We start from the raw sequence: 13,428 nt of genomic DNA, 5'->3' as shown, positions 1-13,428 counted from the left end.
GCCGGTAAAAATAGAAAAGCCGCCAAGCGGCGGCTTAAGGTGATGACATCAGATTCAGAAGCTAACGCTCACTTCATCTGAGCAGGTATCACTGGCATCACAGACCTGATACACAAACTGCGTACCCACAACGCGACGCTCGCGGTCACGGTAAACACCGGTGTTGTCGACCGTAGCGATTTTCACGCCATTGCGGTAAATATCCACCTGCGCTGCCGGTGAACCACTATAGGCCAAATCAACCCGCAAATAGCCAAGTCCGGTCAGATAAGCCCGCTCGACTTCCAGACTAATCTCGCTATCAGACACAGTGACTTCCATACTGTGGCTGTCGGTCTGCCCTTCACTGTCTGTCACTGTCAGGGTGACTTGATAAGTACCGGAAGCACCGTACAGATGCACAGGGTTTTGTGCGTCGCTGCTGTTACCGTCGCCAAAATCCCAGCTCCAACTGACAATATCATTGTTGCTATCTGTGCTGGCGTCAGTGAAACTCACCTGCAAACCGTTACTCTCGGCACTGAAGGCAGCCTGCGGCGGAGCCGGCAGTACTTCACCAATGCCGGTGATGGTCAGCGACCATTGATTCAGGGTCCCCACATCTCTGGACGCATTATCTGACACGCTCAGAGTCCAGTCACCGGTTGCCACTTCACCATTAAACACATCCAGGGGGAAGTTGCGGTCAATATCATCCTCACCACTACCGGTACGATTATGCAACACCGCTTCGGTGCCCGCTGGCGAGGTAAGTTTTACGACTAAATCACCTGACCAGGTATGGGTGATATTCACATAAGCATCAGTTCCAAACACGGTGATGTCGTCTGGAATACTGATCACCGAGGTAATGCCAGCAGCATCGTTATCAGGGATAGGCTGGGCGTCTTCATTGGTGTAGGTGAATTCTGTCAGTCCCTGCGGCAATACGGTCAAAGCGACCACCTGGCTTTTCTCCAGCTCGCCGCTGTTACCGGTTACACTGAACTCGTAGTTGCCCCATTGGGTTTCAGCCGTTGTGGCGACATCCAGCATAAAGGTATCACCCGGTGATACCGTGCTGGCCGATAAGCTTGCTCCCGCCAACGGCGAGTCCAGGCTGAGCGTCACACTGCCATCCCAGTCAGCTACAGAGCTCACGCTGAACTCGTAGCTGGCCGTCTGCCCTGCGGTTACGGTGGTACTGCGCGGTGATACAGACAAACGGAATCCCGGTGCCGGATCGGCGGCTTCCACCGCATTTAACAGATTCAGACGCTTGCCGGAGACAATCTTTCCTTGCATATCGGCATTATCATCACCGCTGTCCATCAGCAGTTGTTTCACTTCCAGCGCGCTCAGACCTGGGTTCACCGCCAGTACCAATGCAGCCGCCCCGGCAACATGGGGAGACGCCATTGATGTACCCGACGCACTGCCATAGCCACCCGGCACAGTGGAAAGAATGTCAGAGCCTGGCGCAGCCAGGTCGACGCTGGTCAAGCCCCAGTTTGAGAACCACGAAATCCCGTCATTGTGGTTGGTGCTGGCAACCGACAAAATCGATTCATGCTCGTAATTGGAAGGATAGTGAGGGCTAACATCATTGTTGCTGGTATCATTTCCGGCCGCCGCCACAAACAAGATATCCGCCTGTTCTGAAGCCGTAATGGCATCGCGTAGGGCCTGCTCTTCAGGACCGCCGCCCCAGCTATTATTTAGCACCCGCACATTGTGGCCGGCATTTTTTAGTGCGACAAAATAGTCAACGCACTGAATCGCATCGGCGGTACTACCAAAACCGTCTGCAGCGAGGAATTTACATCCCACCAGTGATACCTGATGGTTAACCCCGACCACACCGACACTATTGTTACCCTCGGCCCCCACAGTACCAGCGACATGGGAACCGTGGCCATGGTCGTCCATAGGGTCGCCGTTGTCCAAAATACTGTTAATCCCATGGACATCGTCTATGTAGCCATTGCCATCATTATCTATACCATCGCCTGGAATTTCGCCGGGGTTACTCCACATATTGGCAACCAGATCCGGGTGCGAATAATCCACACCGGTATCAATGACGCCAACAATAACATCGCGACTGCCGGTTGAAATATCCCAGGCTTCAGGCGCATCAATATCGGCATCGGGGGTGCCCCCGGTTTGTCCCTCATTATGCAGACCCCATAGCTCACTAAAGCGTCCATCGTCAGGTACACCTAAGGCGCGAACTTTGTAGTTGGGCTGTGCATAGCTGACCGCCGGATGCTTCTCCAGCTTTTCCAGCGCGACCTTTACAGACATGCCGCGTAGATCAAACTTGGCCATGCGACCGGCCAGCAAATGTTTAAATCTGTCGTCGACCTCGTCCAGATTACTGTCACTGATAGTGGCGGCCACCAAGCCTCGTACGGCACGGCGATCGGCCAGACTGGCCTTTTCCTTGTAAACCACAATCAGTGAATCCGGCGCATAACCTGATACCTGTTGAATATCCACAGAGGCGTTGGCCAACATTGGCAAAAGTGCCAATGAAAGAGCAGAAAGTTTGTATTTCATGGTTGGAATCCATCTTAGCTTTTTCCTTAAAACCGGCTTACGCCGGCGCCTGAAGGATTCTCCATGTCACTATCGGGAATTTTCGCAACGCTTCCAGAATTAGCAGAGTCAAACACGAGGTGCCAGTTAAACCGGCAAAAACACGACTTTTGCATGAGTTACCTCATTCTTTTCACACATAACTAGTACTTATGCATGAATTCTTCTCTAGCACTTTTGTATGAGATTAACTGGTTGACGAGATGAGAAAACCCATTAGCAGGGGTGCAAACGAAGGCAGCGAGCGGTGCACAAAAGTTAAGCTTTTTTGGTGATATTCATCCTCTGGTAAACCCCCTAGAGTGGACTGGCGAACGTATCAAGTTAGTAGCACTACAACATGAAAACCAATAAAAACAACCATGCATTCAGGGAACTACTCAGGCCGCCAGGTCTGGGCTTTGGGGCATTTTTGCTGGCTTTCAGCACAATTGTGCACGCACAGGATCTACTCTCTGGTACTGATTTGCAGGACTCTCCTCTGTCAATCAGCCTATCGACATCGGTTCAACACCAGACCAATACCCTGGTACTTGGCCAATACGGAATTTTCAACAACGCAACAATCAGCCAGAGCGCTAATGGCGGTAACCACGTTGCCTTACTGCAGCAGGGGGACAGTAATGTCGCCAACATTTTGCAGCAAGGAACGGATAACACCGTCAACGCGCAGCAGTGGGGGCAAGGCAATCAACTGGACGTCATCCAACAAGGCAATGCCAACACAGCCAATATCTGGCAGAGCGGTGAGCAGCAGTTTCGGGTTCACCAGATAGGAAGCAACATGGTGGTCAATGTCTATCAACGCTGACCCCGGAAAAACAATTTGGAGAATAAGGTGAAAATCCAAAAAACCCTACTAACATGCGCCATTCTCAGTACCCTAGGGGCCAGTCAGATGGCAATGGCCGATGACAGCAAAAGTACCGATGTCGTGACCAAAACCGACATCGTTGCTGACGCGGTCGGTAACGTTATTCAACTTACGCAAATCGCCACCGGCGGGGCCAGCCAAGGCAACAACGTTAGCTTGTTCCAGGAAGGTGACGTCAATGGCTTAGCCCTCACGGTAGAAGGTGATGCCAACCAAGCCGAGGTAACCCAGGTTGGCACCGAAAACCTCAGTGTCAGTACCTTAACCGGTGAAGCAAACTCCCTCAGTCTCAGCCAGATGGGTAACGAAAATGCCGCTGAAGTAGTGGTCACCGGTGACGGTAATGAGCTGAACATCACCCAGAATGAAGACATCGGCTATCTGGGCATTACTAACGAAGCCCAGGCTATTGTCACAGGCAATGACAACCATATCAGTATCGACCAGGGTGAAGGTGGTCAGTGGGGTTATGTCAAGAACCTGCAAGGCGCTGGCAATGACATCAGCATACTGCAAACCGGTGAATGGAACGAAACCCATTTAGATGCGCTGACGGGTGATGCCAACACCGTAGATATAGAACAGGATGGCTATTGGAACGTTAGCCGCGTACGCGACCTGCAAGGCGATGGCAACGACCTGGAAACAGTGCAGGACGGACGGCGCAACCAGTTCACACTGAGCCTGCTGCAGGGTGAGGATAATAATATCGAGATTGACCAGGATGGTGAATATAACTCGGTCTCCCTGGATGAAATTCTCGGTAGCGGCAATGACATCAGCATTGATCAAAACGGCGATGAAAACAGCGCCACTTCGGCTTTATTCACAGGCGATAACAATGACGTGATGGTCAACCAAACCGGCGACATGAATGTGGCCCAGTTTGAATTGATTGGTGAAGACAATGACTTTAACCTGATGCAGATAGGCACCGGCAACGATGCCTATATGGGGGTAATTGGCTCTGGCAACGACTTTACCACCATGCAAAATGGTAACCTGAACCAAAGCCATTTGGTCAACTTCAACGGCAACGACAATAACGTCACCATCAACCAAAGCGGTGATGAAAACGTGGCGGTGGTGCAAGCCTCCTACCCCGATTTCAGCCTCACTACGGATGACAACGACATCAACCTGATGCAGGACGGCAACATGAATGATGCCGTAGTCAACATCAGCACCCTGCTCAACAGCAATAACAACCAGGTGGATATCGCCCAGAATGGCGACCTGAACGCACTGGATTTGTTGATTGAAGGCAGCAATCACCTCATTGACATCCTTCAGGAAGGCAATGAAAACATGGTGGTGGGTGAAGGTGGCAGCGCCATGCTAATAGGCGGTGACTCGGTGCAGTTATCCATCAGTCAGGTTGGCAATGGCAATATTGTTGAAGGCGCCGTGATCAGCAATGGCGGCAGTATCAGTATTGCCCAGGTGGGCGACTGGAACACCGCCACTATAGTTCAGCAATAGCGCGTGGAGGAGCGGGCCAAACAGCTTTCTCGGCGGCCCGCCATTTTATGTTTTTGCCAAGATGTTTACTGCTACTGGCGCTTTGCAGCTTGCCCAGACCAAGCTTTGCCGAGGTCGAACTCGGTGGTTTGATGCTGGATAACACCTTCAGCCGTTTTGGCCGGGAGTTCTATCAGCAATTCAGTCGGCTCTGGCAGGATGTGCCACAAACCCAAAGCTTTAATGTTGTGGTTAAAGAGCAGGTGGTGCCGCGCGCTGGCACTCGCCTCACCGTACAGTTGAACAATCAGGTTATCTATATCACCTACATGGGGCGGCGACAGTCTCCCATGGAAGACAAAGTTGAAGAGGCCATGCTGGCCCTGCTGCAAGCCATGGCTAATGCCAGATTTGACAGCAGCAGCCAGGATATGGCCGACAACGGATGGTAAACCAATGAACAAATTCACCTTAACCGCAATCTCGCTTAGCCTGATTGCCAGTCACAGTATCGCCACCGAGCTGGTATACACGCCAATCAATCCCAGCTTTGGGGGTAACCCCCTCAACGGCAGTCTGTTAATGGGTAAAGCTCAGGCTCAGAACAAACACAAAGATCATATTGAAGAACGCAGTTACGCGGAGAAATTTCAGGAATCCCTGGAACGGGCATATATCAATAAAATGGTGCGCGAAATAACGGATTTAGCCTTTGGTGAAGACGTTGACGATAGCGTGTTTAATAAGGACTCGGTGTTTGTCAGTGGCGATTATGAAATTCAGATCCTGACCAGTAACAGCGACAGTATCACAGTGCAGATCACCCATTTACTCAATGGTGAAATCACTGTGATTGAAGTCCCTAAGTTTGGATAAGCCCATGTTGCGTCTACTTTGCCTGGCGGCTTTGCTGTCTTTGATGGGATGCAGCAGCCTGGGCCCCTTGTTTCCGCCGGACGAACAACCGGCCGTGGCCCTAAGCCCCACTGACAACTATCAGGATTTGTTGGCCTTACCAGCGCCCAAGGGCATGATTCCTGTGTCTGTGTATGCCTTTCGCGATCAGACCGGGCAATACAAACCCCAGGCCAATGTCAGTTCCTTTTCCACCGCAGTAACACAAGGTGCCACGTCAATACTGATGCAGGCACTGGCCGATTCCAACTGGTTCTTACCGGTGGAACGTGAGGGTCTGCAGAACATTCTGACCGAACGTAAAATTATCCGCGCCGGCTTGCAGGCTGACGGCAAAGAAGAAAAGGATGAGCTGCCTCCCCTTACTACCGCAAAACTACTGCTGGAGGGCGGGATCATCAGCTACGACTCGAATGTGCGCACCGGTGGCTTTGGTGCAGAGTACTTTGGTATTGGTGCATCCGAGTTGTACCGGGAAGACCAGATATCCGTTTATCTGCGCGCTATTGATGTGCGTACCGGTCAGGTATTGCTGTCGGTATCCACCAGCAAAACCGTATTGAGTCAGGAAATGCGGGCCGGCTTTTTCCGCTATGTCAGCTTTAAACGCCTGGCCGAAGCCGAGGGCGGTTTTACTACCAATGAGCCTATGCATATCTGTGTAAAACAAGCCATTGAGAAGGCACTTACCGACTTAGTGCACAAAGGAATAGATAAAAAAGTGTGGGCCGCTGCACAAAGCTAAGACTCTCGTATCCCTTAGTGTGCTTCGCGGCCTTAGTGGTGAGGAAACAATACTCCATAGTGCAGTTATTAACTGCGCACACCATATTCAAAGTTACAGGTGCCGAACATCAAGTAGGTACGCATTGGGGTCAGGTGAATAACCTCAGCCTTACCCAGTTGATCCTGTTCGGTCCGCCTTTCCACCTGCAAATAGTAAGACCAGGTTTTATCCGCTTTGGGTGTCAGCGTCAGATACACAGACTCTTTTAATTCCCAGGAGCCTTGATGCCAGTCAGCTTCAAAAGGTACGTCTGCAACGGGTTGAATACGAAAAGTGTTATCAGGAAAAAGCTGCAGACTTGGCGCTTTATCACAACCCACACTCTGGTAAAGGAAACTCAGGTTTTCAGGAGCAGTGGGGTTGGTGGGATCAACCCCATCAGGTAGCAAGAATAAGCCCATACTGTCCTTGGTATACCAGTGGTTACCTTTAACCATGGCGGAAATATTATTAACGTACCATCCCTGCTCGGCCACCGCACCAAGCACGGTATCCAGTTTACTCACGTCTTTGAGCATTAAAGAATAAATCAAAGAGGATTGCTGTATGTCGCCAGGGAAGTTCAGGTTATTCACCTCCACCTGATACCCAGCCGCCTTCAAGGCCTCACTCACGCTGTTAATTTGTTCGGGTTGCAGGTAGCGTCCGTACAAATGCACCTGGGTTTTCGCGCAACCACTTAACACCAGGGTAAACAAAACCAGTAACATTCCTTTCATTACCTATCCTTCAAAGAGTACTAATACTGCGCATATAGGAAAGGTAACTTACTTTATAAATCAGACAGTTGTCTACAGTTAGGGCTACATCAGAATTTGCATTGGCAAATGCTGCTGTACCCAACTGAGTAACTCCAGACGGTTGCGACAGTGGGTTTTTCTGAACACACTATACAGGTGAGTTTTCACCGTGTTAGTGCTGATATGCAGTTGGTTGGCAATTTCTTTATTCTGCGCGCCGCTGGACAGCATACGCACGATGGTCATTTCACGTTTGGTCAGGGCATCAAATTCCTCATCCAGGGTTTGCCTGTTAAGCCCCACTTGCGGCGCACATTTAAGTAAAGTTTGCAGTGCCCTGTCCATAGCTTCTCGTCGAAACCAGCGCTGCTTGTCCAATAGCAGTCCTATACCTTTGAGGATCAAATCCGGCGGATCTTCCCGGTAGAACACACCATCAATACCGGCCAGCAAGGTCAGGGTCTCACATATCCCATTCCTGTCAGCATTAAACAAAGCAACTCTGTGGCTCGTCGCCAAATCCAGTAAATAGCCGGGCAACATTTCTCCCCAGTAGGCTTGCTGAATATTGAAAAACAACAGATCAAACTGGCCGGGATTTTGAATCATGGCGGGATCAAAAACCTGATGAATAGTGACGGGGCAGGTTTGTAATAATCGTAAGAAAACATCACTGTTTTGAGCTTGTTGAGCAGCGTGATTTAAATGCACAACCTGCAGTGAATATGTATCCATATTCATACATCACCTCATCCTTGAGTGATTTTTGTAACCCATTGATTTCATACTGGTACAAGGATAAAACCTTGTCAAGAAAGTAAAAAATAAAGCCTAAAATCGTGGCAAATAGGTATAAAAAATACAATAAGCATCGTTAGATAATGGCAAGCAAAGATGTTTGGCAACAGCAGATAATCGGCGTGCTCAGGGTGTACCAGAATACCCCGGAATTCGACCGGCTGATGGATGATGGATGATGGATGATGGATGATGGATGATGGATGATGGATGATGGATGATGGATGATGGATGATGGATGATGGATGATGGTTACTTTACTATTGTTGAGGCGAGCAATGTATAGCAACAGCTGACAATCAAAGGTAAATACTTGATACACATCATGGCAGTTAACCCTGCTTAACGATATGCTATAAAATCTGTGATCAGCAAGGAATACTTATGCAAGTCAAAGACATTATGACCAGTAATTTGCATACCCTAACGCAATCAGCCACCCTGCATGATGCGCATAATATGAGCCGTGAGTACGGCATTCGGCATATCCCTATTGTCGATGTGCTGACCGGCAAGTACATGGCTATCGTCACCCAGAAGGCGTTGATTTCAAAAGTAATGAAGCTGGCAAATCTGTATGGTCAGGAACGTCTTAGCGAGCAAGAACAACTGGTGCCCATTATGGATGTAGCCATCAAAGACGGCGACACCGCCCTTGCCAATCAACCATTGCTGGAAGTGGCGGAGTATTTCGTCAGCTACAAACACGGCTGCCTACCGGTAGTAGATACCGAAGGCAAACTGGAAGGCATACTGACCTCTTCCGATTTCGTCAAGCTGGCCATTAAGCTGCTAAAACAAGCTTAGTCCGACGGTATTAAAGAGAAAAAGCCACCCTGAGGTGGCTTTTTTAGTCATTAAACTGCGTTTAGGAAGACAACTCGGCTTTTAACCTTTCGTGGCTGACCTTTTCCGACTCCACGTATTTCCCCCATTGCTGGGCCATACGTTTGGCACTGTCAAACTTCTCAGCCTTAGCAAGCTCGTTCAGAGCGTCATTAAAGCGCTGCTTGTTAAAGTACGCCATACCCAGCACCAGATGCGCCATGCCCTGATTACGTAGCCCGCCTTTTTGCAAAGCAATCATAGTGGCATCTATGGCCCGGTCGAACTTTTCCTGATTGAGGTACATCTGCCCAAGCTGAGCATCCAGTTCGCCGTCATCGGACAACTTAGCCGCCGCGGTTAATACCGGGATCGCCTTGTCATCATTTTTGGCCAGTGCCCAGCAGTTAGCTGCGAACTTCAGGTTACGCAGGTTACGCTCCAGCACACCGTCATTCATGGCCTGTTCCATCAGTCTGGCACCTTTCACCGGGACCTGATGATAGTAGTAAAGCTGGGCCAGGTTGAAGACATCAGAGCCAGAGGTGATATACCCCTGCTGATAGGCGGCTTCCAAAATGGCTAACTGCTTTTTCTCTTCACCTAACTCGCCATACATACCGGCAAGCTGCGTCCAGTATTTGCCGTCATTGTAGTGTCTGACCATTTTAATCAGCACATCCTTAACTTTGCCTGGCTGTTTGAGTTCATAGAAAATAGCACGCTGCAGCACATACCAGTTTTCCTCTGGTACCTTGCCTTCTTTTTCTACCATCTCCACGGCCTGATTGATAAAGCGCGATGCCCGCTCGTAATCCTTAAGCTGGTACATGGCCTGCGCTTTGATCAGGAAGTTTTTGGCGGGTATCTCGCCCTGATTCAAGGCTTCCCAGCGTTCCAAAAACGCCAGGGTTTTGTCGTAGTTGCCCTGCATCATGTGCAGCTGGGCCAGGCTGAACAAGGTCGACAATTCAAACGACTCGGGTATAGGCTGCTGCTCCACAACCTGCTCGAAAGCCTCAATGGCTTTGTCATACTGTTCCGCGTTGTAATGAATAAAACCGAAAAAGTTGTACATCATGGCCAGCTCATAGCTGTTCATGGAGCTGGACTTGCTCTTAACGTTTTCCAGTGCTTCCAATGCTTCGGTTATCTTATCTTCATCGGCCAAGGTCTGGGCACGGGCCAACTGTTCATACACTTTGGCACGCAGCGCCGGGGTACGACGTGTCTTGCGTTCATCCTGCTTTTCCTGCGCCTGCGCCATACCTTGCGGGCTGGCACTGGGCAGTACATATACAGTCGATGTCAGCAGCGCCAGGGCTACCAGCTGGCTGATTGTTTTCTTTGCAAACATGGCCTTCACCTTAACCATCGATCTGGAAGGTTATGCGGTTTTGAACGCCCGCAACTTCGCTGGCTTCACCATTCACAACCCTTGGCTTGTACTTAAACTTCATCGCGGCATCCATGGCTGCCTGTTCAAAGATCCCTTCCGGATTGGCTTCCACCACCACAGGATCTCTGACCGTACCGGCCTTAGTTACCGTGAATTCCACTATCACATAGCCTTCGATACCGCGCTGTAGCGCTCGTCTGGGATACACAGGCGCGACCTTAACAATCGGCAGGTATTCACCGTCACCACCTTCCAAGGCCAAACCGCCGGATAGCGCCATATCTGAGCCAATATCGGCCGAGAAGTCCATGCCACCACTGCCTTCGGCATTGGGGGTGGGAGAGTCCATCTGCGGCTGCTGCATCTGTGGCGGCGGCTCTTCCGGCTTAGGCGGCTTCTTGGGTTTGCGGTCTTTTTTCTCGACCTGCTCTTCTTCTTTGACCCGCACAAAATCCAGCACCGACCCCACAGGTGGGTCGGTTAATGCGCTGCCACCACTTTTGATCAGCGATTGCATCAGAAAAAACAAGCTCAGGGTGACGATTGCCGAGAGCACCAAGGCAATCATCAGTCTGCCGAACATTGAGCTGCTGCCCGGCGCGGTAATAGTTGCATTAGCCATGCATCACTCCTGACTGAGAGTTAACGGCTTGCCTGAAAAATTGCACCGCCACTTACTCCTGGGCTGCAATAGAGACATCGAACACACCAGCGGCTCTGGACGCATCCATTACCTTGATCAGGGTCTCGGTGGTGGCCTTCTTATCCGCCTGGATCACCACGCTGCCCTGCGGGTTTTCGGCGTACAGACGTTCAATGTTGGCCTGCACCGCACGCTCGTCAATGCGACGCTTGTTGATCCAGATTTCATTTTTGTCACTGATAGCGATCAGGATGTTGGCGCGGTCTTTTTTCACTGCGGTGGCCGCTTCCGGACGGTTCACATCGATACCGGCTTCTTTAACGAAAGAGGCGGTCACAATGAAGAAGATCAACATGATAAAAACCACGTCCAGCATCGGGGTCAGGTCGATGGTGGCTTCTTCTTCGTCTACCAGATTCTGAAAATGCTGTTTCATAGTATTCTCTTAAAATGTCTGTGCTGGGCAGGCAGTCATCAGGCTTGCTGACGACTAGCTGCAACTGGCTCATGATCTAAGGTCATGGCGTCTTCAATATGCATTTTTTCGGTCTTGCTGATACGGGTTAACCAGGTAGAGGCAAATACCCCTGACAGCGCGCCCACCATGCCGGCCATGGTCGGGATAGTCGCCTTGGACACCCCGGACGCCATGGAACGGGCATTGCCCGAGCCGGAAATGGCCATCACGTCAAACACCTCGATCATGCCGGTTACCGTTCCCATCAGGCCCAGCAGCGGACAGAGTGCCACCAGCGCCTGAATGACCGGAATCGAGCCTTTCAGTTTCAGGCTGACCCGGGAAATCATGGCCTGGCGAATCTGCTCGGCAAACCAGGATGAACGGTCACTTCTGGCTTCCCAGGCCGCAATGGTCTGGTTCTTGAACTGCTTGTGCCAGATAAACACGTACAGGGCACGTTCCAGAATCAGCAACCACATGATGAAAATCAGCAGACCAATGACCAGCAGGACCTGGCCACCCGTCTCGGTAAAATCACGTATTGCTTCGAATATCTCGAACATAGCGATTAGCTCCGTTCAGCGCGTTCTGCAATCACACCTGAGGCTTGTTCCTGAAGAATGAACACGATGTTCTTACTGCGGGTATTGAGCATCGCGTACAGCAGTGTCATCGGGATAGCCACCACCAGACCCAGTACGGTTGTCATCAGGGCAGTTGAGATACCACCGGCCATCAGTTTAGGGTCACCGGTACCAAACAGGGTGATAGCCTGGAAGGTGTTGATCATACCGGTTACCGTACCTAACAGACCCATCAGCGGCGCCACCACGGAGATGATCTTAATCATGGTCAGGTTGCGACCCAGCTTAGGTACTTCGCCCAAAATGGCTTCGGTTAATTTCAGCTCCAGGGTTTCGGTATCTACGTTAGGGAACTCTTCACGTACATGCAGAATACGACCCAGTGGGTTGTCTTTGTTTGGCTGTTGGTTCTTCAACTGACGGTCAACCTTGGCTTTAATCAGGGTCAGGCTAATCAGGCGCTCCAGTGCCAGTAGCAGACCTACCGCACCCACGGCCAGAATGATGTAGCCAACCAGACCACCTTGCTCAATACGCTCCTGGAAGTTAGGCGCTTGCACCAACAGGCCGAGGATAGAACCACCGGTTGGGTCCAGACCAAATTCCACCAACTCACCGTTGGAGGCTTGCAGGTTAGCTGCACTCTCACCATAACGGTCAGCCGGCTGGCGAATCAGCTCGGCAACAGTGCCGGTAGAGGGGTTCATATCCAGGTACTTACCGTCGGCTACCAAGGCGAAAGAACCGACGCGAACCACTTCTTTATTGACCTTGTTGCCACCGGCTTCCACCACGTCGGTGGTGAACTTGGTGACCTTGCCGGACTCGGTCATTTCACGCTGAATTTCAAACCACACGCGCTCGATTTCATCGATGGAGGCCAGTTTAGAGCTGGATCCCATGGACTGAGCCAGGCCGTCCAGGAACTCTGCGCGGCCAGGCACCTGTGCTGAAATCACAGAGTTCTGGAATTTGCCTTTAGTATCGCCAGACACTTGCTGCAACACACCAAAGAGTTCTTTGAGTGACCCCAGACGATTGGTCAGCGCATCATTCAAATCCGCCAGTTTGAATTCGTTTTCCTGGAACTGACGCTCCAGGTTTTCGCTGTTTTTCAGCTCGTCGTTGCGCTTGCCAGTGGCGTCCTTGAGCATTTGGTCTTGCTCGGCAACCTTGGCAGCAAATTCTTTTTCACGACGCTGGTTATCTTTATTCTGGGTAATCTGGCCCTGCTCCAACTGTTTCAGCAGTTGATCCAGATCCAGGGCTTTGTCACTTGCACTCTGTGCCATGGCGCCAGTGGCGACTAAGGAGGCAAACAGACCAGTGGTCAGAACTTTAACGATGGATTTCATGGTTTCT

At 50.8% G+C, this 13,428-nt stretch carries 14 protein-coding genes; 6 read left to right on the top strand and 8 right to left on the bottom strand.

Features of this window, described 5'->3' with window-relative positions; genetic code table 11:
• Nucleotides 1-54 precede the first annotated feature (54 nt).
• Nucleotides 55-2,541, bottom strand: a complete 2,487-nt coding sequence (locus J0A65_RS02130) for a S8 family serine peptidase (protein WP_206592456.1) — start codon at nt 2,539-2,541, stop codon at nt 55-57.
• Between the two features lie 379 nt (nt 2,542-2,920).
• Between J0A65_RS02130 and J0A65_RS02125 the strand changes: the two genes are divergently transcribed.
• From J0A65_RS02125 to J0A65_RS02105, 5 genes are all read left to right on the top strand, one after another.
• The gene (locus J0A65_RS02125; RefSeq protein WP_206592455.1) at nt 2,921-3,391 is read left to right on the top strand and encodes a curlin subunit CsgB; all 471 of its coding nucleotides are present in this window, start codon (nt 2,921-2,923) and stop codon (nt 3,389-3,391) included.
• A 27-nt stretch (nt 3,392-3,418) separates the two neighbouring features.
• Nucleotides 3,419-4,936, top strand: coding sequence for a curlin (locus J0A65_RS02120; RefSeq protein WP_206592454.1), 1,518 nt, complete (start codon nt 3,419-3,421; stop codon nt 4,934-4,936).
• A gap of 89 nt (nt 4,937-5,025) precedes the next feature.
• Nucleotides 5,026-5,367 (top strand): curli production assembly/transport protein CsgE, encoded by a 342-nt coding sequence (locus tag J0A65_RS02115; RefSeq protein ID WP_232849675.1) that lies wholly within the window; start codon nt 5,026-5,028, stop codon nt 5,365-5,367.
• Between the two features lie 4 nt (nt 5,368-5,371).
• Complete coding sequence (locus J0A65_RS02110; RefSeq protein WP_206592452.1) at nt 5,372-5,791, top strand: curli assembly protein CsgF; 420 nt, start codon at nt 5,372-5,374, stop codon at nt 5,789-5,791.
• A 4-nt stretch (nt 5,792-5,795) separates the two neighbouring features.
• On the top strand, nt 5,796-6,575 hold the full coding sequence (locus J0A65_RS02105; RefSeq protein WP_206592451.1) for a CsgG/HfaB family protein: 780 nt from the start codon (nt 5,796-5,798) through the stop codon (nt 6,573-6,575).
• A 68-nt stretch (nt 6,576-6,643) separates the two neighbouring features.
• On the opposite strand, the gene J0A65_RS02100 is transcribed toward J0A65_RS02105, so the two are convergent.
• Both J0A65_RS02100 and J0A65_RS02095 read right to left on the bottom strand, forming a co-directional pair.
• Nucleotides 6,644-7,336: a hypothetical protein gene (locus J0A65_RS02100; protein ID WP_206592450.1), complete on the bottom strand. Its 693-nt coding sequence runs from the start codon at nt 7,334-7,336 to the stop codon at nt 6,644-6,646.
• Between the two features lie 84 nt (nt 7,337-7,420).
• Nucleotides 7,421-8,092, bottom strand: coding sequence for a helix-turn-helix transcriptional regulator (locus J0A65_RS02095; protein ID WP_206592449.1), 672 nt, complete (start codon nt 8,090-8,092; stop codon nt 7,421-7,423).
• Between the two features lie 447 nt (nt 8,093-8,539).
• Here J0A65_RS02095 and J0A65_RS02090 point away from each other — a divergent pair, with 447 nt between their 5' ends.
• Entirely contained in the window at nt 8,540-8,962 is a 423-nt protein-coding gene (locus tag J0A65_RS02090) for a CBS domain-containing protein (RefSeq protein WP_206592448.1), read from the top strand.
• A gap of 61 nt (nt 8,963-9,023) precedes the next feature.
• Here the strand turns inward: J0A65_RS02090 and J0A65_RS02085 are convergent, their stop codons facing one another.
• From J0A65_RS02085 to J0A65_RS02065, 5 genes are all read right to left on the bottom strand, one after another.
• Nucleotides 9,024-10,337 (bottom strand): tetratricopeptide repeat protein, encoded by a 1,314-nt coding sequence (locus tag J0A65_RS02085; RefSeq protein WP_206592447.1) that lies wholly within the window; start codon nt 10,335-10,337, stop codon nt 9,024-9,026.
• A 10-nt stretch (nt 10,338-10,347) separates the two neighbouring features.
• The gene (locus tag J0A65_RS02080; protein ID WP_206592534.1) at nt 10,348-10,962 is read right to left on the bottom strand and encodes an energy transducer TonB; all 615 of its coding nucleotides are present in this window, start codon (nt 10,960-10,962) and stop codon (nt 10,348-10,350) included.
• 91 nt (nt 10,963-11,053) lie between these two features.
• Nucleotides 11,054-11,458 carry an ExbD/TolR family protein gene (locus J0A65_RS02075; protein WP_102797796.1) on the bottom strand — a complete coding sequence of 135 codons (405 nt, stop codon included), beginning with the start codon at nt 11,456-11,458 and terminating at the stop codon, nt 11,054-11,056.
• 38 nt (nt 11,459-11,496) lie between these two features.
• A complete protein-coding gene (locus J0A65_RS02070; RefSeq protein WP_188692704.1) occupies nt 11,497-12,045 on the bottom strand; it encodes a MotA/TolQ/ExbB proton channel family protein in 549 nt (182 codons plus the stop codon).
• Nucleotides 12,046-12,050: 5 nt separating this feature from the next.
• Nucleotides 12,051-13,421: a MotA/TolQ/ExbB proton channel family protein gene (locus J0A65_RS02065; RefSeq protein ID WP_206592446.1), complete on the bottom strand. Its 1,371-nt coding sequence runs from the start codon at nt 13,419-13,421 to the stop codon at nt 12,051-12,053.
• Between the last annotated feature and the right edge of the window lie 7 nt (nt 13,422-13,428).

The organism is Bowmanella yangjiangensis (assembly GCF_017255015.1).
In the GTDB taxonomy this organism is placed as follows: Bacteria; Pseudomonadota; Gammaproteobacteria; order Enterobacterales; family Alteromonadaceae; genus Bowmanella; species Bowmanella yangjiangensis.
This window is presented reverse-complemented; position numbering and strand designations above follow the sequence as displayed.

Excerpts from the sequence above, each read along its gene's own strand:
- J0A65_RS02130 (WP_206592456.1), bottom strand. The coding sequence starts at position 2,541 with ATGAAATACAAACTTTCTGCTCTTTCATTGGCACTTTTGCCAATGTTG.
- J0A65_RS02125 (WP_206592455.1), top strand. The coding sequence starts at position 2,921 with ATGAAAACCAATAAAAACAACCATGCATTCAGGGAACTACTCAGGCCG.
- J0A65_RS02110 (WP_206592452.1), top strand. The coding sequence starts at position 5,372 with ATGAACAAATTCACCTTAACCGCAATCTCGCTTAGCCTGATTGCCAGT.
- J0A65_RS02105 (WP_206592451.1), top strand. The coding sequence starts at position 5,796 with ATGTTGCGTCTACTTTGCCTGGCGGCTTTGCTGTCTTTGATGGGATGC.
- J0A65_RS02100 (WP_206592450.1), bottom strand. The coding sequence starts at position 7,336 with ATGAAAGGAATGTTACTGGTTTTGTTTACCCTGGTGTTAAGTGGTTGC.
- J0A65_RS02095 (WP_206592449.1), bottom strand. The coding sequence starts at position 8,092 with ATGGATACATATTCACTGCAGGTTGTGCATTTAAATCACGCTGCTCAA.
- J0A65_RS02090 (WP_206592448.1), top strand. The coding sequence starts at position 8,540 with ATGCAAGTCAAAGACATTATGACCAGTAATTTGCATACCCTAACGCAA.
- J0A65_RS02085 (WP_206592447.1), bottom strand. The coding sequence starts at position 10,337 with ATGTTTGCAAAGAAAACAATCAGCCAGCTGGTAGCCCTGGCGCTGCTG.
- J0A65_RS02080 (WP_206592534.1), bottom strand. The coding sequence starts at position 10,962 with ATGTTCGGCAGACTGATGATTGCCTTGGTGCTCTCGGCAATCGTCACC.
- J0A65_RS02075 (WP_102797796.1), bottom strand. The coding sequence starts at position 11,458 with ATGAAACAGCATTTTCAGAATCTGGTAGACGAAGAAGAAGCCACCATC.
- J0A65_RS02070 (WP_188692704.1), bottom strand. The coding sequence starts at position 12,045 with ATGTTCGAGATATTCGAAGCAATACGTGATTTTACCGAGACGGGTGGC.
- J0A65_RS02065 (WP_206592446.1), bottom strand. The coding sequence starts at position 13,421 with ATGAAATCCATCGTTAAAGTTCTGACCACTGGTCTGTTTGCCTCCTTA.